The sequence below is a fragment of the Marivita sp. genome, from assembly GCF_022763305.1.
Lineage (GTDB): Bacteria > Pseudomonadota > Alphaproteobacteria > Rhodobacterales > Rhodobacteraceae > Marivita.
In genome coordinates this window covers 1-17657 of record NZ_JALEGT010000069.1, presented here as the reverse complement: position 1 = coordinate 17657, position 17657 = coordinate 1, and the positions used below count along the sequence as shown (strand labels likewise).

Here is a 17657-nt window from a genome sequence, read left to right as displayed (position 1 = left end):
TGATCGCCGCCGTCAGCGTCGTCTTGCCGTGGTCAACGTGACCGATCGTGCCAATGTTGCAGTGCGGCTTGCCGCGCTCAAACTTTTCCTTGCCCATCTTTTCAGACGCCTCGTGAATTGGGGGGTCCACCCGACCCGGTTTTCATCGCGGGCCAAATATGCGCAGAAAACCGGAAAATCAAGCCCAATCGCACCTTGGCAGAGCGCTGCAATGCGAGGGTGTCGCAACCACGCAGATCAGCGTCCGGGCAGCGGTGTTCCCACTGCCGGACCGCGCGCCGTGGCAGAGGCCGACAGCGGCGTGTCCGTGACCATGGGCACCGCCGGCAGGGCCGCGTCGGGGCTGCCCGCAAACCAGCCATCGCTCTCCTGCATCTCTCGCAGCCAGAGCTCGATCTGGCGCGCAGCCTCTTCCGCAAGCTCCTGCAATTGCTGGTCCCGGTCCTTGGAAATGCGGGATTCGAAGACCTTGATCACCTGAATCTGCTTGGGTTCGGTGTTCAACTTGGCCTGTGCCGCGTCATCCCAAACCGTGACGTTGAGCGCCAGCGCCGACTTGCCCGGGATGATGGGCGGCGGCAGGGAATAGGCTTCGACACTGATTCCAAGGTGGTAGTACTTGTCGCCCTCGAACCGGCTGAACCGGGTTTCGAGAACCTGGGTCATGACTGCGATCCATTCCTCCTGCGACACGTCGCGGGAGACAAGCAGCTTCTGCAGGTTGGGCGCGACAACTCCGATGTGACCGATGCGGAAATCGCCCAGCGGGTCGGTCGGGCCTTCAAGGTCACGGGTCGGGCTCGCACAGGCGGCAAGCGCAAGAAGTGACAAGGCAGCGAAAAGGCGGCGCATCGCATCCCCCAGCAGGTGAACATCGTTACCGTGTCTATCCCAGCCCCGGCAGGGGCGCAACGCGACTTGGCTGGCAGAGGCGGCGCCGGGCGCTAACTCCTGCGTGACCAAGCCGAGGAGAGTCACCCATGTCAGTAGCGGCGTCGCATAGGCCATCACCTCAGGACACGCAGCGCCATCCCGTGCGGGCAGACCTGGTACGCGAACCGCTAAACGTGCTGCAAAGCTGGCAGGCCTCGCGCCGGAATCTGCTCAGCATCATTCCAGAGGCCTCGACCCGGATGCCCATCGTGTCGGGCCGGACCGGAACTCCGTGGCACATGCTGACCGATCCAGACGGCATCCGGCATGTTCTGTTGGAACAGGTCGATACCTATCCGAAGTCACGCGTGACCAAGAACCTCCTGCGCCCGGCCATCGGCGAGTCGCTGTTCATCGCCGAGGGCAAGCACTGGCGCTGGCAGCGGCGCACTGCGGCCCCCGCGTTTTCGCATCGCAACGTGACCGCCCTTGCCCCGGTGATGACCCGCGCTGCTGAGCGGTCTGCGGACCGGATCGCGCAGGCGGGCAAACGTGCTGTCAACATGCTCGACGAAATGATCACCGCGACCTTCGACGTGATTTCGGACGTCACTTTTTCCGGTGACAGCGGATTCGACCGCAATGCTGTGCACAAGGCCATCGACCTCTATATCTCTGACGCCGGCAAGGTTTCCCTGTTCGACGTTCTGGGCCTGCCCGACTGGATCCCGCGTCCGGGACGCAACTTGGCCACCAACGGCATGGGCGACATGAAAGCCGCGGCCGACCGCGTGATCGACGCCCGCGAGGCAAAGGGCACCCATGATGCGCCCGATCTTCTTGACCTCCTTCTGCATGCCGAGGATCCGAAATCCGGCCGCCGTATGACGACGGAAGAAATCCGCGACAACCTTCTGACCTTCATCGTCGCGGGGCACGAGACCACCGCGCTGACGCTCGCGTGGTCCTTTTACCTTTGCGCTTTCGACCCCAATGTGCAGGACCGCGCCCGCGCCGAGGCGCAATCCGTGCTGCAAGGCCGCGCCGCCACCGCCCATGACCTGCCCAACCTGCCCTATATCCGGCAGATCATCGACGAAGCGCTGCGCCTGTATCCACCCGCCGCCATCATCTCGCGCACGGCGATGGCGAAGGACACTCTTTGTGGCACACAGATCAATCCCGGCGACACCGTGATCATCCCGATCTACGCCCTGCACCGGTCCCACCTTTTGTGGACCGAGCCCGACCGGTTCGACCCCGACCGCTGGGCAAATGGCGCAAAGCCCGACCGATACGCCTATCTGCCCTTTGGGGATGGTCCCCGCATCTGCATCGGTGCCAGCTTTGCCCTGCAGGAGGCGGTGATCATCCTTGCCACCTTGCTAGGGCGATTCCGTTTCAAATCGGTTAAGGGCGTCGATCCCGACCCAGTGATGATCATCACCCTGCGCCCCGAAGGTGGTGTCTGGCTCGAGGTCGAGCCGCTCTAGATCACCGCTTTTTCGACCTTGGGCGCACCGCTCAAAAGGCGGTCAAAGTGGAACTCGGTCAGATCCAGCGACTGGTATCCACCATGGCAGATCCACTCGGCCAGCCCGCGCCCCATCGCCGGGGCCTGCTGCAGCCCATGACCGGAAAAACCGTTTATGAACAGGCAGTTGACCAAATCTGGGTGAGGCCCCAAAACCGCGTTATGGTCAAAGGTGTTCATCTCGTAATGCCCCACCCAACTGTGGGTCAATCTGATCGCCTCGAACTGCGGAATACGCGCGGCCAAGATCGGCCAGACCTCGGTCTCCCACAGCCCGTGATCCATCTCGAAATCGTCAAACGCGACCGCCGGGTCATCGCCGAAATGCCCGCCCGCCTGATAGGTGCCCCCACCGTTTTCCCGCACATGCAGGCCCGACGGATCAATGGTCAGCGGCAAATCTCGGTCGAGCGGTTGTTCGGCCTTGAACACCCAAGAATAGCGCTTGCGCGGCTCCACCGGAAGGTCGATCCCTGCCATCCGGGCCACATGCCCCGCGCGCGGACCGGCGGCGTTGATCACCTGCCCGCAGGCAATGCGCGTCCCGTCCCCCAAGGCGACCGACTGCACGCGCGCGCCCGCAACCTCGATCCCGATCACCTCGGCCTCGGCATACTCGACACCGCGCTCCTGCGCCTGCCTGCGCAGCCACTCAAAGACCGCCATGCTGTCAAAATAGCCTTCATCCCGCGTGTTGATCGACCCCAGAACGATGTCGTCCAGCGCATAGAACGGATAAAGCCGCGCGATCTGGTCCCGCGACAAGAGCCTCGTCGCAGCGCCCGCCGCCTGCTGCACCGCAGCCCGCGCGCGCAGGTCGTCGGCAAAGGTGTCAGAGTCAGCGAGGTAAAGATAGCCGAAATTGCGGATCCCCAACTGCGGCACACGCGCATCGCCGCCCATATACTCGCGCAGATGAGTGACGAACTCCGCCCCGAACTGGCTGATCCGCACGTTGAGTTCGGTCGAAAACTGCTGCCGGATGCACGAGGTCGAGGTCGCCGTCGCCGTCTTCTCAAAGCTCATATCCCGGTCGACAACCAGAATACGCCCGTCGAACCCTAAGTCCGTCAGGAACCACGCCACAGCCGAACCCATGATCGCCCCGCCGACGATCACGACATCATAGCTGTCCCGCGCGGGTGTGCCCATGGATCAGACAGCGGCCTTGCGGCTTTCCTCAAGGTAGATCTCGCGCAGACGCGCGGTCCGCGCACCCGGCGTCCCGTCACCCAAGGACACACCGTCAATCTCGATCACCGGCATCACAAAGGCCGAGGCCGAGGTGATGAACGCCTCATCCGCCTCTTTCGCCTCGTCGATGGTGAAGTTGCGCTCTTCCACCTGCATCTGCGCCTCACGCGCAAAGCGCAGCACAGCCGCGCGGGTGATCCCGTGCAGGATGTCGTTCGACAGGGCGCGTGTAATGATCGTGTTGCCCTTGATGATATAGGCGTTGTTGCTGGTGCCCTCTGTCACATGCCCGTCCTGCACCATCCACGCATCATCCGCACCGGCCTTCTTGGCCATCATCTTGCCCATCGACGGGTAGAGAAGCTGCACCGTCTTGATGTCCCGCCGCCCCCAGCGCACGTCTTCGATCGAGATGATCTTCATCCCCGTCTTCGCCGCCGGGCTGTCCGCCAGACCGGGCTTGTTCTGGGTGAACAGCACCACTGTCGGCTCGGTCGTTTCAGGGTCCGGGAAGACGAAATCTCGATCCCCCGGCGCGCCGCGTGTGATCTGGAGATACACCAGACCATCCTCGATCCCGTTCACCCGCACCAATTCGCGGTGAATCTCGAGCAAGTCATCAAATACCGCCGGTTTCTTGATGTCGAGCTCGTTCAGAGACCGTTCCAGCCGCTTGGCATGCCCTGCGAAGTCGATCAGCTTGCCCCCGAGAACGGATGTCACCTCATAGACCCCGTCCGCCATCAGAAAGGCGCGGTCGAAGATCGACACCTTGGCTTCGTCCTCGGGCAGATACTCTCCGTTGACATATACGGTGCGGGTCATGGGCGGGTCCTTCCTGCGGCAGGGATAACACGGGTCAGTTGCGGTTTCGTTTAGCGGGGCCAGCGCCCCGGATTCAAGGCAATTCGCGGCCCATCGGGCACCAGCGGCAAAAAGCCATTGACGCGGCCCCGCTCTGCCCGTCCCTTTGGAGTAACAAATCGCAGACCGGGACCAGCATGTCGCCCTCTTCAGACCTTGCCCATTTTGTCCGTGACGCCCTGCGCGACGGACGGTCCGAGGCGCAGATCCGCGCCAGCCTGCACACCGCCGGATGGACCGAAACCGAAATCGACGTGGCCTTGTCCGGCTGGATGGTGTCGGATGACATCGGCGCGGTTCCGCGCCCCGTCCGGTCTTCGGCGGCGCGGGATGCGCTGTTCTACGCGCTTCTGTTCGTGGTCTTCGCCATGGTTGCGGGCAACACGATGACGCTCCTTTTTGCCCAGATCAACCTCTGGCTGCCCGATCCGGACGAACCCGCGCGCTATTCCCGTCTGGCCGGGCTGCGCTGGTCAATGGCGGCGCTGATCGTTTTCACCCCCGTCTTCTGGTGGATCGACCGCACCGACCGCCGCGCCACCGCCACCGACCCCGCCCGCAGGCACGGTACGATGCGCCGCTGGCTTTCGGCCATCGCGATGCTGGTGGCGGTGATCACGCTTCTGGGCGACGCGCTTTATCTCATCTACACATGGCTCGATGGCCAGATCACCCTGCGCTTTCTGGTGAAATCCGCGACAGTCGCAGTCATGGCGCTGATCGTTCTGGCCTATTTCCGCGAAGACCGGGATGTGCCGCTGCCCCACCTGCCCCTTCCCGCCGCCTGGGGCCTCATCGCGCTTGCGGCGGTCGCTCTGGTCCTGACCTTTCGCGCGGTGGGCGGTCCGGCGCAGGGGCAGATGGAGCAACGCGACCAATGGCGTCTGTCCGACCTTCGGACCCTATCAGAGGACATCCACTTGTGCCCCGGGATTGATCGGACGGATCTGCCGGAAACGCTTGATCCGATGACCTGCGCCAGCAACCCGGCGCGCCTGACCGGATTTGCAAGCAGCGTTCGGTACAGCCGGGTCGGGCCGAGCGAATATGCCCTGTGCACAGAGGTCGAGTTCCCCGCCGCCATCGAGGGCTACGGGCTGCGCGTCGATGGCAACACCGTCTGTATCCAGCACCGCACCGACTGAGCGTTATCCCCAAAGCTCGGGCGCGGAGGGATGTACCCCGGCGGCATCGAAGGTCAGGGGCGTCTTTCGATCCTCGGCCAGCAAGAGCGGACCATCGAGATCGGCGATCGCCGCCCCCTGCGCCACCAGCACCGCAGGCGCCATCGCCAGCGACGATCCGACCATACAGCCCACCATGACCTCATAGCCGTCGGCCCGCGCCGCATCCCGCAGCGCCAGCGCCTCGGTCAAACCACCCGTCTTGTCGAGCTTGATGTTCAACATGTCATATTTGCCCTTGAGCTTGGGCAAGGAGGCACGATCATGGCAGCTCTCGTCGGCACAGAGCGGCACCGGACGGTCGATCCCCAGAAGCGCCTCGTCCTCACCGGCTGGCAAGGGTTGCTCCACCAGCGCGACGCCCAGCCGCAAGAGGTGCGGTGCCAGATCGGCATAAACCTCCGCCGACCAGCCTTCATTGGCATCGACAATGATCCGCGCGTCAGGTGCCCCAGCCCGCACCGCCTCAAGACGCGGCATGTCATCCGGTGTGCCCAGCTTGATCTTCAGCAAGGGCCGATGCGCATTCTTGGCCGCCTGAGCCTGCATCGCCTCGGGTGTGTCCAGCGACAGAGTGTAGGCGGTGACTTCCGGCTTGGGCGCAGCCAGTCCTGCCAGTTCCCAAACACGGCTCCCGGTCTGCTTGGCCTTCAGATCCCACAGCGCACAATCGACAGCATTGCGCGCGGCACCGGCAGGCAGAGCCTCCTGCAACGCGGCCCGATCGATGCCCTCTGGCAAAGACCGGATCTGCGCCTCGACGCTCTCAAGCGTCTCGTCATACCGCGCATAGGGCACACATTCGCCCCAGCCGGTCACGCCATTGCGCGTCACCCGCACCGTCAATACCTTGGCCTCGGTCCGGCTGCCGCGTGAAATGGTGAACACCTGCGCCAGCCGGAATACATCGCGCGTGACGTCGATCATGAGCTGCTCCCCCTGCTTCTTCTTTTCTCAAATATGCAGACGCGACGCCTTCAAGAGCGCCGCGCCGATGGTCGTCAAAGCGCCGCCAGTGCCTCGGCAAGCCGATCCGCCCCGTGACGATAAGGATCAACCGCGGGCAGCCCCATCCGGTCCTCCAACTCCTTGAGATAGGCCACCGCTTCGGCCTCGCCCATATGCTGTGTGTTGATCGAGATGCCCGCCACCACACAGTCCGGGTTCGCAATCCGCGCCAATGGCAGCGCCATGTCGCGCAGCGCCTCGAGCGACGGCAGGTCATAGCCCGGCAGGCCCCGCATATGGGTTCGCGTCGGCTCGTGACACAGGATCAGCGCATCGGGCTGCCCGCCATGGATCAGGGCCAGCGTCACACCCGAGAAGGAGACGTGGAACAGGCTTCCCTGCCCTTCGATCACGTCCCAATGGTCGGGGTCATTGTCCGGCGTCAGCCATTCGATGGACCCCGCCATGAAATCCGCGATCACCGCGTCGAGCGGCACCCCGTCGCCGGTGATGAGGATACCCGTCTGCCCGGTGGCGCGGAAGGTGCTTTTCATCCCCATGGCGCGCATGGATTTGTCCAAAGCGAGGCCGGTATACATCTTGCCCACCGAACAATCGGTGCCGACGCCCAGCACCCGCTTGCCCGTGCGCTTGACCCCATCGGCGATGGGATAGTCGACCTCGGGCACCCGCACGTCGTGCAGAGACCGCCCCGTCGCCTGTGCTACCGCCACCAGATCGGGTTCATTGCGCAGCAGGTTGTGCAGGCCCGATGCGAGGTCGAACCCTTCCTCGAGTGCCATCACCAGCACCTTTTTCCACGCCTGGCTGATCTTGCCGCCACGGTTGGCCACGCCGACCACAAGGGTCTTGGCACCGGCCTCTTTCGCCTCGGCAAGAGTCATGTCCGGCAGTTTCATATCAGCCTTGCAGCCCTCCATCCGGAACTGACCGACGCAATTCTCGGGACGCCAATCCTTGATCCCCTGCGCCACCTTGGCAGCCAGCCCGTCGGGCGCGTCGCCCAGAAACAAAAGATACGGTGTCTTGATCATTGCGGTTCCCCATGAAGCAGCGTGTTCCCTCGAAGAATGGCAGGCCGCAACGTCAATTGCATCGCTTTCCACGCGCCCTGCCCTTCGTTTGCACAAAATTTCCCCGCAAACGGCCAAACTGATGGGAGAATCTTGCGCAGGCAAACCGCGCTGCACAGCAGCGACGATTCCGCATGTGCAAAATGCACTTGCAGAAAGATGCGCAATTTCATAACCCCACAGCAGCACTAAACGAAATATCCTTACCACGAGGCGCCCATGTCCTTCCGCATCCAGCCCACCCCGCCATCCCGCCCGAACCGCTGCCAGTTGTTCGGCCCTGGCTCGCGCCCGGCGATCTTCGAGAAGATGGCCAAATCGGACGCGGACGTGATCAACCTCGATCTCGAAGACAGCGTCGCCCCCACCGACAAGGACAGCGCGCGCGAGAATATCATTCAGGCGATCGGCGACATCGACTGGGGCAACAAGACGCTCAGCGTGCGCATCAACAGCCTGGATACCCCGTTCTGGTATCGGGATGTGGTCGACCTTCTGGAACGCGCGCCCGAGCGGCTGGATCAGATCATGATTCCCAAGGTCGGCTGCGGGGCCGATCTTTATGCCGTTGACGCGCTGGTCAGTGCCGTCGAGGCCGCCAAGGGCCGCAAGAAGCGCCTCGGTTTCGAAGTGATCATCGAATCCGCCGCCGGGATCGCCCATGTCGAAGAAATCGCCTCTGCCACGCCGCGCCTTCAGGCGATGAGCCTCGGGGCCGCCGATTTCGCCGCCTCCATGGGCATGCAGACCACAGGCATCGGGGGCACGCAGGCAAATTACTACATGCTGCACGAGGGCGCGAAATACTGGTCCGATCCGTGGCACTGGGCACAGACCGCCATCGTCGCCGCCTGCCGCACCCATGGCGTGCTGCCGGTTGACGGGCCGTTCGGTGACTTCTCGGATGACGAAGGCTTCCGCGCGCAGGCTCTGCGGTCGGCGACGCTGGGCATGGTCGGCAAATGGGCGATCCACCCCAAGCAGGTGGCGCTGGCCAATGAGGTCTTCACCCCGTCCGAGGAAGCCGTGACAGAGGCGCGCGAGATCCTCGCCGCCATGGAAGAGGCCAAGGCCAAGGGCGAAGGGGCAACGGTCTACAAAGGCCGTCTGGTCGACATCGCGTCGATCAAACAGGCCGAGGTGATCGTGCGCCAGTCGGAGATGATCTCCACGCCGGCCTGATTGGGGGCGTCCGAGCCCTTTCGGCGCTGAGACGACAATGCTTAGGAAACAAGCACCAAGGGCCTGCGCGTGATCCGGCGCGGGCCCTTTTGCCTTTCCGCCGTTCCCAGAATTTTATGGGCGGGGCCAAGAATCTTCGTACGAAGATTCTCAGCCAAAGGTTACGACAGGGTTGACCTCACTCAGACCAGTCCTTGCGGCCGTGGACCCCGGTCTCGTCCAGCAGACCCAAGCGCTTGGCCTCGTAATAATAGCCGCGTGCGTACCACATGACCGCCTCGGCCTCGTCGCCGCCCGAGACCAGCCACGCCCCGCGCAGATACCGCACCGCGTATCTCAGGTTGGTTTCCGCATCCAGAAGGTCGGACGGCTCCCCTCGGAACCCCATCGACCGCGCCGTGGCAGGCAGGATCTGCATCAACCCGTAATAAGGACCGTTGCGCGCCTCGGGCCGATGAGTGCTTTCGCGGATCACGACCCGCTGGATCAGCGACACCGGCACGTCATTGCGCGCGGCAGCCTCGAGGATGAGCGCCCGCAGCTCGGGCGTCTCGTTGGGGTAAAGGTCATGCACCGGGGCCGCCGCAAACGAGGCGGCGTCGGGCGTCGGGGTGCTGCAGGCGGCCAGACCGGCCACCAGACACACGCAGATCAGGGGAACACGCAGAACTCTCATGAACAAAGCTCTGCGCCGACTTTCCGCCCAAGGCAATTCTGCAAATGTGCCATCGGCGGCCCTCCGCTCAGGACAGGGGCCGCCGGTGCGCAAAGCCGCATCATGCGGCGTAGTATTCCTCGAAGACCGGCGAAGGTTGGCTGTTCTGCGCTGTCACCAGACGCGGACGCGGCGTGTAATAGGCCCAAGCCTCGTCAAGCAGGCGCAGCGCGTCCTGCGGATCAACTAGGCGGGGGTTTGGCCGGGATGTCTGTGCCATGGGGTCACTCCAATCTGTTCTGTGCCTCCCATGGCCTGCAACCTATGCGCCCCATCTCCGGACACCAGACACATGACAACAGCCTCGCCATGCGACAGACGCATGGCTCAGGCGCGCTCGTCCTTTGGGGATCCCATCACCACATATGAGGTGATCGCATTCACCTGCGGCAGAACTCCCAGCACCTCGGTGTGGAAATGCTTGTAGGCGGCCAGATCCCGCGCCTCGACCCGCAGGAGATACTCCACCGATCCGGTGATGTTGTGACATTCCCGCACCTCGGGACTGCGCGAGATCGCCCGCTCGAACGCCTCCTGCGCGGCCTTGGTGTGCTGGCTCAGCCCGACGGTGACATAGGCCACAAAGCCGATCCCGGTTTTCTCGGGGCTGAGCACCGCGCGATAGCCCGTGATCAGGCCCGCCCGCTCCAGCGCGCTGACCCGGCGCAGACAGGCCGAAGGCGACAGCCCCACCTGTTCGGCAAGGGCAAGATTGCTGATCCGCCCGTCGCGGGACAGGACACGCAATATCTGGCGATCTGTACTATCAATATTGGTCATTCATTGCGCAATTTACGTCAATTCAACACAATAAAGCAATCTCTGCGCAGCGCTGTCGACACATATTGCCCGGCATGACACCTGATCTTTTCCTCGCCCTTGCGGGCTTTGCCCTTGTCACCGTGATCACACCGGGGCCGAACAACCTGATGCTGATGACATCGGGCGCGAATTTCGGCTTCCGCCGGTCGATACCCCACATGCTGGGTGTGGGTCTTGGCTTTCCGATGATGATCGTGCCGGTGGGTCTGGGTGTGATGCAGGTCTTCGATTTGTGGCCGGTCTCCTACACCATCCTCAAGGTGCTGTCCGTGCTTTACATGCTTTACCTCGCATGGCGCATCGCAAATGCCGCACCGCCCGATGGCGCACCGAAATCAGGCAGCAAACCTCTGTCCTTTGTTCAGGCCGCCGCGTTTCAATGGGTCAACCCCAAGGCATGGTCGATGGCGCTGGGGGCGATCACCCTCTACGCCACCGGGCGCGACATCGCCGCCGTGCTCTGGGTCGCGGGGACCTATGTGGCGATGGGGTGCATCTCGACCACCACATGGACGGTGATCGGCCAGCAACTGCGCCGCCTGCTCAATCGTCCGGCGCGCCTGCGGGTGTTCAACTGGGCGATGGCGGCGCTTCTTGTCGCGTCACTGATCCCGGTGATCTGGACCTGACGCCAAAGGAACGCAGATCTCGGTCTGCAACGCTTCGGGCGGAACCGATGTCGGATCATTGAGGTAGACCTCAAAAGGCGCATGCTCCGCTGGCAACCGCCCTGATGCCGGCAGCGCCTTGCCATAAAGCGCATCCCAGGCCGCCGGAAGCCCTGCATAGGGCCCGACATAGAGCATGACCGCATGTGGCCCGCCCGGCAGCACGACCTCCTCCAATATGTCCGGTATCTCGAACGCCGCTCCGACCTGAACACCGGCATGGCTGCGCAAGTCGGCCTCTGGAACGGCAGAGGGATCCGAATGATAGACGCCGATCATCGGCCCCGCCTCTGCCCACAGCCCGCGTGCCGTGAAAACCGCAGCCACTTCCTGAAACGCGCGCCCGATGTCCTGATACGCACCCCGGTGAGGCAAGGCCGCCAGCCTGACCGGATCCCGGGTCTTGATATCGTAGTCGACCATGTCTCTGTGTCCTTCTCTGAAAAGTTGAAAATCCCCGGGCACACCCACCGCGCGGAAGGCGGCGGGTGTCACTCCGAAATGGGACCGAAACGACCGCGAAAAGCTCTGGACGTTCCTATGGCCCGACCTTGCTGCGATCACCGATACCGGCCAATCGGTCTGGATCAGCCAATGCCCCGCCTTGTGCGCCCGGATCCGGCGAACAGTCTGCGCACAGGTTTCGCCCGTCATGGCAAAGAACACACGGTGCCAGTGAAACCGCGACATCGCGGCGATCTCGGCCAGAGCATCCAACGACAGATCGCCTGCAGGATTGTCGTGGATGTACTGAACCACCCGTCTCAGCCGCGCTTCGTAGTTGATCACCTTCGTCTCTCCGATTGCCTCAAACCAATCCTGCACCAATCCCAGGAGACAAGTCTTGCGGAACTGCAAACCGCCATCAGATTGCAAAAGCCGACCGTCCCGGCCATATAGCATCAACGAACAACAGGCAGATCCCCGATGACCAACTATCTCGATTTTGAAAAACCGCTGGCCGAGATCGAAGGCAAAGCCGAAGAGCTGCGCGCGATGGCCCGCAAGAACGAAGAGATGGACATCGAAGACGAGGCCCGCGCGCTCGACGCCAAGGCGCAGGCGCTGCTCAAGGAGCTTTACAAGAAGCTGACCCCATGGCGGAAGTGCCAGATCGCCCGCCACCCCGAGCGCCCGCATTGCAAGGACTATATCGACGCGCTCTTTTCCGAATACACGCCTTTGGCCGGGGACCGGAACTTTGCCGATGACGATGCGGTCATGGGCGGTCTTGCTCGGTTCGACGACAAACCGGTGGTTATCATCGGCCATGAAAAGGGCCACGACACCGAAAGCCGCCTCAAGCGCAATTTCGGCATGGCCCGCCCCGAAGGCTACCGCAAGGCAGTACGCCTGATGGATCTCGCCGACCGCTTCCGCATTCCCGTGATCACCCTTGTCGACACGCCGGGCGCCTATCCCGGCAAGGGCGCCGAAGAGCGCGGCCAGTCCGAAGCCATCGCCCGTTCGACCGAGAAATGCCTGCAGATCGGCGTCCCCGTGATTTCCGTGGTGATCGGAGAAGGCGGATCAGGCGGAGCCGTGGCCTTTGCCACCGCCAACCGCGTGGCCATGCTGGAACACTCGGTCTATTCGGTGATTTCCCCAGAAGGCTGCGCGTCGATCCTCTGGAAAGACGCCGAAAAGATGCGCGAAGCGGCCGAAGCCCTGCGCCTCACGGCTCAGGACCTGCTCAATCTCGGCGTGGCCGATCAGGTGATCTCAGAACCGCTGGGCGGCGCACATCGCGGGCGCGAGGAAACCATCCGCTCGGTCGGCAACGCGCTGCGCGGCATGCTCAAGGACCTGTCCGACCAAAAGCCGAAGAAGCTGATCGCGGACCGCCGCCGCAAGTTCCTTGACATCGGCACCAAGGGACTGGCCGCCTGACATGCGCGCGCTGATCCAACGCGTGTCCGAGGCCTCGGTCTCCGTCGATGGCGAGGTTCTGGGCGAGATCGGCGCGGGCCTTCTGATCCTCATCTGCGCGATGCAGGGCGATACCGAGGCTGAAGCCGACAGGCTTGCCGCCAAGATCGCCAAGCTGCGCATCTTCAAGGATGACGAGGGCCGGATGAACCGCTCGGTGCTCGACATCGGTGGCAGCGCCTTGGTCGTGAGCCAGTTCACCCTTGCCGCCGACACCTCTCGCGGCAACCGTCCGGGATTCTCCACCGCAGCCGCGCCAGATGACGGCAACCGCCTTTACGAATACTTCGCGAGTCAGGTGGCAGCACAGGGCATTCCCGTCGCCAAGGGGCGCTTTGGCGCGGATATGAAAGTCCGGTTGCTGAATGACGGGCCGGTGACGATCTGGATGGACACGGCGGACTGACCTCGGGCGACGCCGCTGTCTCTGCCCGCGCTCTTGCATATTTGGAAAAAGAAGAAGCGGGGGTGAGATGTCCACCCCAGCCAAGGCACCGCGTTCGAGCGAGGCTCTCGGTCAACCTTGGCATGGGGCTTCTCCTTTTACGGTCATCGGCATGCCTGCCTGTGCCGCATCGCCATCGATAGCCCGCTCACGTTAACGCCCCGTTAATCGAGTCGCGCAACCCGTCCCTTCTTCTTTTCATAAATATGCAAACGCGCCGCCTGCCACACGCGCGCCTCCTCCTGTCGCGTCACCTCCCCACAGGCCCGAGCCGGAGGCGAGACAAACCTGCCATGGCGGGCGCAGCCCGGCATGTCCTCAGGGTTCGCGCAGCGCCTCGCGGGTTTTGTAGAGTGGTTTCAGCAGGTATTGCAGCACGGTCTTCTCGCCGGTGTGCAGCTCCACCGTGGCCTGCATGCCGGGACGGATTTCCAGCTGGCGTTGCCGGTCGGTGAGTGACGTGCGATCCACACGCACCGTCACCTTGTAATGCGCGGGCGCATCGGGGCGGCGTTCGTCCTTGAACGTGTCGGCGGAAATCACGTCAACCCGCCCCTTGAGCGATCCGTAGATGGTAAAATCATAGGCCGACAGCTTGATCGTCGCCTCCTGCCCCGGACGGATGCCCGCGATGTTCTCGGGCGCGACCTTGGCTTCGACGAAGAGTTCCTCTCCCAGAGGAATGATCTGCAGGATCTCTTCGCCCGGGCGCACAACGCCGCCGATGGTGGTGACACCCAGCTTGTTCACCACGCCATGCATCGGGCTGACCAGAACCGTGCGGTTGAGCTGGTCCTGGCTGGCACGCAGGTTCTGCCGCAGGGTCGCCAGCTCCTTGAGCGTGTCTGAATATTCCTGCGCGCGGGTCAGCTCGGTATGGGTGATGATCTCGTCCATCTTGATCTGCGCATCCGCATGCGCCTTGCGGGCGCGGGTGACCTCGATCAGCGCGACGACCTTCTTGTCGAGAAGGTTCTCCATCAGTTTCTTTTCCTGCGCCGCCTGTTCCAGCACCTTGCGCGCGCCGTCATGGCGCGAGTTGAAATCAAGCTGCCGCGCCGCCAGAAGCGCCTGTTCCGAGGCGGCCATTTCCGGGCTGCGCTGCCGCAGGTCCCACGGGATTTCGAACTGCACCAGACCCGCCATCTCGGCCTCGATCCGCAGGCGGCGGATTTCGAGTGCGGTGATCTGGTCTTCCAGATCATCCACCGACGACCGGAACTGCGTGCCATGCAGCCGCGCCAGCACATCGCCGCGCATCACCTCGTCGCCTTCCTTGACCAGCAATTCGGCCAGGATGCCGCCCTCGAGGTTTTGGATGATCTGCGGCCGCGAGGTCGAGATGAATTCCCCCTCGGCGCGGACGATCTCGTCGATCCAGGCATAGGCGGCCCAGACGATGAACAGCCACACCGCCGCCCCCGAGAGCCAGATCACCATCGACGGGCCACGCAGGCGGCGGCCAAGCTGGGCGTTGAGATCGGTTGTGCTGACGGCCATCGCTTACGCCCCCTGTGCCGTGCGCAGATGGTTCAGCACCTGATCGCGCGGACCATCGACCACCAGCCGCCCCGAGGCCAGAACGCTGGTCCGATCCGCAAGCGCAAGGATCGGCACGCGGTGGGTGGCGACAATCGCGGTGCGATTGGCAAGCCATGTCTCAAGCCGCGAGATCAGCGTCTTTTCCAGCGTCTGGTCCAGCGCCGCCGTCGGCTCGTCCAGCAGGCACACATCGGGGTCCTGCAGCCACAGCCGCGCCCAGCCGATGGATTGACGCTGACCGACGGACAGACCTTCGCCACCGTCCCGGATGGGCAGGTCCAGCCCCTGAGGATGGCCTTTGACAAACTGGCCCAGCCCGGCGAAATCGAGCGCCTCGAACAGGCGGTCGTCGTCGCGCTCCATCATGTTGAGGTTCAGGTTGTCGCGCAGCGTGCAGTGGAAGAGGCGCACATCCTGGCCCAGATAGCCCAGCGACCGGCGGACATCGCGCAAGTCGATCTGGTTCATGTCGGTGCCGTCGATCAGGATCGACCCGGCGGTCGGTGCATAAAGCCCCGCCAGCATCTTGAGAAGCGTGGATTTGCCCGACCCGTTGGTGCCAAGAATGGCGAGCGTCTGGCCAGGCTGGATCACGAGGCTTGGAATGTCGAGAACCGAAGGCATTTCCGGATCGTAGCGGAACGTCACTTCGCGCAGTTCGAACCGGCCTTCCAGCTTTTCGCGGCGCAGGTACTTGCGGTTCTCGGCGCGGTCCTGCGGCAAGGCCGCGATGCCGTCCAGTGCATCCAGCGCGGCCTTGACGTTGCCCCAACGCGCCATGATGCCCGCAAGCTGTGTCAGCGGGGCCAGCGTGCGCGAGGTCAGGATGCCCACGGCGATGATCGAGCCGACCGTGAATTCACCCGCGAAGACCAGATAGGTGCCCGCGATCACCGCGCCCACATAGGTGGCCTGCTGGACGCCCTGGCTCCAGAAGGTGAGTGCCGCGGCAAGGCGGCGCTGTTCGGACGACTTCAGCGCCTGAACCGAGGTCAGCTCTTCCCACTGGCGGGCAAAGCGGTCTTCGGCGCGCTGGGTCTTGATCGTGTCAAGCTCGGTCACCGTTTCATTGAGCAGGCGCGATTGCTTGGTCGACGCGCCCTGCATCTCACGGGTAATGCGGATCATCTTCTTCTGCAGGAAGAAGCCCGGCAGCACCATCAGAATGGCACCTGCGACCAGCACCCAGACCACGCTGCCCGCAATCGACCAGACCATCAGCAGGAAGAGCACGATGAACGGGATATCGGCCAATGCCCCGACCGTGCCGGCGGTAAAGAACTCGCGGACCGAGGAAAACTCGCGCATCGATGCGAAAAGCTGCGAGGGCGACCGCCCGGCGGCATCCGACCGCATGCCAAGAAGACGGTTCAGCAACGTCTGCTGCACACCCGTTTCGATCTGCCGCCCCGCGCCGTCCAGAAGCGTGGACCGCGCAACCTTGAGAAACGCCTCCAGCATCAGCGCCATCGCGGCGCCGATGGCCAGCACCCAGAGCGTGGCCGAGGATTGATGCGGGATCACGCGGTCATAGACCTGAAGCGAGAAAAGCGCGACCGACAGGGCAAGGATATTGGCCACAAACGATCCCAGCGCCACCTCGCCGAACTGACGGGTATAATTGGTGAAGCTGCCCCAGAACCAATGCGATTTGCGTCCGTCCTGCGTATGCGTGTCGACCAGCGTCTGCACGGGGGCTTCGCCGCGCACCAGAACGCCGCTGTAGAACGGCGCGAATTCGGCCACATCGACGCGTTCGGTCTTGTCCTTGGCGGAGGGGTCCCAGATCGACAGGGTCATCCGGTCCTGCTTCAGCACCAGCACCGCCTGCCCGTTGGTCATCAGCGCAATCGCGGGCCAGTGGTCGGGCGTCGGGCGCGGCACATGCAGCCCCTGCGCCAGCAGCCCGGCTGCCTTGGCCCCGGCGATGAGCGCCGCCTCGCCCACAAGGCCGTTCGGTTCCTGATGCAGGCTGATCGCCTCGGTGATGTCGCTGGCCACTGTGGTCAGGCCCAGACGGCCCGCATAGGTGCGGATCAGCTCGGTCCGGGCGCGCACGCGGTCCGAATAGCGCGGGGCGCGTTTCGGTTCGTTGGCCGGTTTGATCCCCTGCGGGACCATGCGCAGAACGGCGTTTTTGGCGCGGCCTGACAGAAGGGTGATGTTGCTGACGCCGCTCAAATCTTTGCTCCATCGGCAAGGACGCCCAGCCGCTTGGCGGCGTCCAGTTCGGCCCGTGCGGCCTGGAATGTCAGGTCTAGCTGCTTTTCCAGCGCCCGAAGGAAGGTTTCGTACACGCTGACCACATCCATCACCTGACGCGTGCCCGCATCATACTGGCGCTGGAAGAGGTCGAGATTGGTCTTGGCCTGCGCCGTCAGCGCCTCGGCCTCGGCGGCCTGTCGCTTCAGGGCGGCGATGCTGCGCTGGTCGGCTTCGATGGCGCGGCGCGAGATGTCCTCGGCCTCGGTCACCTTGCGATCCGCGGTGATCTTGGTGGCCTCGATGGCCTGCAGCGATGCGCCTGTGCCAAGGCCCAGCATCTGTTCGGTGCTGGCACTCAGGCTCAGACCCTCGCCGCCATTGCGGATGCTGCCGCCCGCCGACAGCCCCGGCAGATGCGCGGCGCGGGCGATCTTGGCCTGTGCCAGTTGCCGGTCGCG

18 protein-coding genes and 1 pseudogene are annotated in these 17657 nt (G+C 63.6%); 6 read left to right on the top strand and 13 right to left on the bottom strand.

Features of this window, described 5'->3' with window-relative positions; genetic code table 11:
- Both MRY75_RS13715 and MRY75_RS13710 read right to left on the bottom strand, forming a co-directional pair.
- A partial coding sequence (locus MRY75_RS13715; protein WP_292306015.1) for a GTP-binding protein occupies window positions 1–97 on the bottom strand: 97 nt, incomplete at its 3' end.
- A gap of 140 nt (window positions 98–237) precedes the next feature.
- On the bottom strand, window positions 238–852 hold the full coding sequence (locus MRY75_RS13710) for a hypothetical protein (RefSeq protein ID WP_292308573.1): 615 nt from the start codon (window positions 850–852) through the stop codon (window positions 238–240).
- A 128-nt stretch (window positions 853–980) separates the two neighbouring features.
- Here MRY75_RS13710 and MRY75_RS13705 point away from each other — a divergent pair, with 128 nt between their 5' ends.
- Entirely contained in the window at window positions 981–2366 is a 1386-nt protein-coding gene (locus tag MRY75_RS13705; RefSeq protein ID WP_292308572.1) for a cytochrome P450, read from the top strand.
- Here the strand turns inward: MRY75_RS13705 and MRY75_RS13700 are convergent.
- Together MRY75_RS13700 and MRY75_RS13695 are read right to left on the bottom strand one after the other, a co-directional pair.
- Complete coding sequence (locus tag MRY75_RS13700) at window positions 2363–3559, bottom strand: FAD-binding oxidoreductase (protein WP_292308571.1); 1197 nt, start codon at window positions 3557–3559, stop codon at window positions 2363–2365. The genes MRY75_RS13705 and MRY75_RS13700 overlap by 4 nt on opposite strands.
- Before the next feature lie 3 nt (window positions 3560–3562).
- On the bottom strand, window positions 3563–4426 hold the full coding sequence (locus MRY75_RS13695; RefSeq protein WP_292308570.1) for a D-amino-acid transaminase: 864 nt from the start codon (window positions 4424–4426) through the stop codon (window positions 3563–3565).
- 176 nt (window positions 4427–4602) lie between these two features.
- Between MRY75_RS13695 and MRY75_RS13690 the strand changes: the two genes are divergently transcribed.
- Window positions 4603–5610, top strand: a complete 1008-nt coding sequence (locus MRY75_RS13690) for a DUF5671 domain-containing protein (protein ID WP_292308569.1) — start codon at window positions 4603–4605, stop codon at window positions 5608–5610.
- Window positions 5611–5613: 3 nt separating this feature from the next.
- Here MRY75_RS13690 and dgcA read toward each other — a convergent pair whose 3' ends face one another.
- Together dgcA and dgcN are read right to left on the bottom strand one after the other, a co-directional pair.
- Window positions 5614–6576 (bottom strand): N-acetyl-D-Glu racemase DgcA, encoded by a 963-nt coding sequence (dgcA, locus tag MRY75_RS13685; RefSeq protein ID WP_292308568.1) that lies wholly within the window; start codon window positions 6574–6576, stop codon window positions 5614–5616.
- Between the two features lie 74 nt (window positions 6577–6650).
- Complete coding sequence (dgcN, locus tag MRY75_RS13680; RefSeq protein WP_292308567.1) at window positions 6651–7652, bottom strand: N-acetyltransferase DgcN; 1002 nt, start codon at window positions 7650–7652, stop codon at window positions 6651–6653.
- 258 nt (window positions 7653–7910) lie between these two features.
- Here dgcN and MRY75_RS13675 point away from each other — a divergent pair, with 258 nt between their 5' ends.
- Window positions 7911–8873 carry an L-malyl-CoA/beta-methylmalyl-CoA lyase gene (locus MRY75_RS13675; RefSeq protein WP_292308566.1) on the top strand — a complete coding sequence of 321 codons (963 nt, stop codon included), beginning with the start codon at window positions 7911–7913 and terminating at the stop codon, window positions 8871–8873.
- Between the two features lie 178 nt (window positions 8874–9051).
- Here the strand turns inward: MRY75_RS13675 and MRY75_RS13670 are convergent, their stop codons facing one another.
- The 3 genes from MRY75_RS13670 to MRY75_RS13660 all read right to left on the bottom strand — a co-directional run bounded on the left by MRY75_RS13670 (window position 9052) and on the right by MRY75_RS13660 (window position 10368).
- Window positions 9052–9549 (bottom strand): lytic transglycosylase domain-containing protein, encoded by a 498-nt coding sequence (locus tag MRY75_RS13670; protein WP_292308565.1) that lies wholly within the window; start codon window positions 9547–9549, stop codon window positions 9052–9054.
- A 100-nt stretch (window positions 9550–9649) separates the two neighbouring features.
- Window positions 9650–9808, bottom strand: a complete 159-nt coding sequence (locus MRY75_RS13665) for a hypothetical protein (RefSeq protein WP_292308564.1) — start codon at window positions 9806–9808, stop codon at window positions 9650–9652.
- 107 nt (window positions 9809–9915) lie between these two features.
- Window positions 9916–10368, bottom strand: coding sequence for an Lrp/AsnC family transcriptional regulator (locus MRY75_RS13660; RefSeq protein WP_292308563.1), 453 nt, complete (start codon window positions 10366–10368; stop codon window positions 9916–9918).
- Between the two features lie 74 nt (window positions 10369–10442).
- Here MRY75_RS13660 and MRY75_RS13655 point away from each other — a divergent pair, with 74 nt between their 5' ends.
- Entirely contained in the window at window positions 10443–11039 is a 597-nt protein-coding gene (locus tag MRY75_RS13655; RefSeq protein ID WP_292308562.1) for a LysE family translocator, read from the top strand.
- Here MRY75_RS13655 and MRY75_RS13650 read toward each other — a convergent pair.
- A complete protein-coding gene (locus MRY75_RS13650) occupies window positions 11013–11867 on the bottom strand; it encodes a GyrI-like domain-containing protein (protein ID WP_292308561.1) in 855 nt (284 codons plus the stop codon). The two genes, MRY75_RS13655 and MRY75_RS13650, sit on opposite strands and share 27 nt — an antisense overlap.
- A 138-nt stretch (window positions 11868–12005) precedes the next feature.
- On the opposite strand from MRY75_RS13650, the gene MRY75_RS13645 reads away from it, so the two are divergent.
- Both MRY75_RS13645 and dtd read left to right on the top strand, forming a co-directional pair.
- Window positions 12006–12968, top strand: coding sequence for an acetyl-CoA carboxylase carboxyltransferase subunit alpha (locus tag MRY75_RS13645; RefSeq protein ID WP_292308560.1), 963 nt, complete (start codon window positions 12006–12008; stop codon window positions 12966–12968).
- A gap of 1 nt (window position 12969) precedes the next feature.
- Window positions 12970–13413: a D-aminoacyl-tRNA deacylase gene (gene dtd, locus MRY75_RS13640; RefSeq protein WP_292308559.1), complete on the top strand. Its 444-nt coding sequence runs from the start codon at window positions 12970–12972 to the stop codon at window positions 13411–13413.
- A gap of 357 nt (window positions 13414–13770) precedes the next feature.
- Here dtd and MRY75_RS13635 read toward each other — a convergent pair whose 3' ends face one another.
- The 3 genes and pseudogenes from MRY75_RS13635 to MRY75_RS13625 form a co-directional block, all read right to left on the bottom strand.
- Window positions 13771–14952 carry an HlyD family efflux transporter periplasmic adaptor subunit gene (locus MRY75_RS13635; protein ID WP_292308558.1) on the bottom strand — a complete coding sequence of 394 codons (1182 nt, stop codon included), beginning with the start codon at window positions 14950–14952 and terminating at the stop codon, window positions 13771–13773.
- Window positions 14953–14955: 3 nt separating this feature from the next.
- Complete coding sequence (locus MRY75_RS13630; RefSeq protein ID WP_292308574.1) at window positions 14956–17115, bottom strand: type I secretion system permease/ATPase; 2160 nt, start codon at window positions 17113–17115, stop codon at window positions 14956–14958.
- Window positions 17116–17171: 56 nt separating this feature from the next.
- Window positions 17172–17657, bottom strand: a pseudogene (locus MRY75_RS13625) (TolC family protein); the annotation flags it as partial.

What these genes read in the sequence shown, in the direction of transcription:
- MRY75_RS13710 (WP_292308573.1), bottom strand. Translation starts at nt 852, where the DNA reads ATGCGCCGCCTTTTCGCTGCCTTGTCACTTCTTGCGCTTGCCGCCTGT.
- MRY75_RS13705 (WP_292308572.1), top strand. Translation starts at nt 981, where the DNA reads ATGTCAGTAGCGGCGTCGCATAGGCCATCACCTCAGGACACGCAGCGC.
- MRY75_RS13700 (WP_292308571.1), bottom strand. Translation starts at nt 3,559, where the DNA reads ATGGGCACACCCGCGCGGGACAGCTATGATGTCGTGATCGTCGGCGGG.
- MRY75_RS13695 (WP_292308570.1), bottom strand. Translation starts at nt 4,426, where the DNA reads ATGACCCGCACCGTATATGTCAACGGAGAGTATCTGCCCGAGGACGAA.
- MRY75_RS13690 (WP_292308569.1), top strand. Translation starts at nt 4,603, where the DNA reads ATGTCGCCCTCTTCAGACCTTGCCCATTTTGTCCGTGACGCCCTGCGC.
- dgcA (WP_292308568.1), bottom strand. Translation starts at nt 6,576, where the DNA reads ATGATCGACGTCACGCGCGATGTATTCCGGCTGGCGCAGGTGTTCACC.
- dgcN (WP_292308567.1), bottom strand. Translation starts at nt 7,652, where the DNA reads ATGATCAAGACACCGTATCTTTTGTTTCTGGGCGACGCGCCCGACGGG.
- MRY75_RS13675 (WP_292308566.1), top strand. Translation starts at nt 7,911, where the DNA reads ATGTCCTTCCGCATCCAGCCCACCCCGCCATCCCGCCCGAACCGCTGC.
- MRY75_RS13670 (WP_292308565.1), bottom strand. Translation starts at nt 9,549, where the DNA reads ATGAGAGTTCTGCGTGTTCCCCTGATCTGCGTGTGTCTGGTGGCCGGT.
- MRY75_RS13665 (WP_292308564.1), bottom strand. Translation starts at nt 9,808, where the DNA reads ATGGCACAGACATCCCGGCCAAACCCCCGCCTAGTTGATCCGCAGGAC.
- MRY75_RS13660 (WP_292308563.1), bottom strand. Translation starts at nt 10,368, where the DNA reads ATGACCAATATTGATAGTACAGATCGCCAGATATTGCGTGTCCTGTCC.
- MRY75_RS13655 (WP_292308562.1), top strand. Translation starts at nt 10,443, where the DNA reads ATGACACCTGATCTTTTCCTCGCCCTTGCGGGCTTTGCCCTTGTCACC.
- MRY75_RS13645 (WP_292308560.1), top strand. Translation starts at nt 12,006, where the DNA reads ATGACCAACTATCTCGATTTTGAAAAACCGCTGGCCGAGATCGAAGGC.
- dtd (WP_292308559.1), top strand. Translation starts at nt 12,970, where the DNA reads ATGCGCGCGCTGATCCAACGCGTGTCCGAGGCCTCGGTCTCCGTCGAT.
- MRY75_RS13635 (WP_292308558.1), bottom strand. Translation starts at nt 14,952, where the DNA reads ATGGCCGTCAGCACAACCGATCTCAACGCCCAGCTTGGCCGCCGCCTG.
- MRY75_RS13630 (WP_292308574.1), bottom strand. Translation starts at nt 17,115, where the DNA reads ATGGTCCCGCAGGGGATCAAACCGGCCAACGAACCGAAACGCGCCCCG.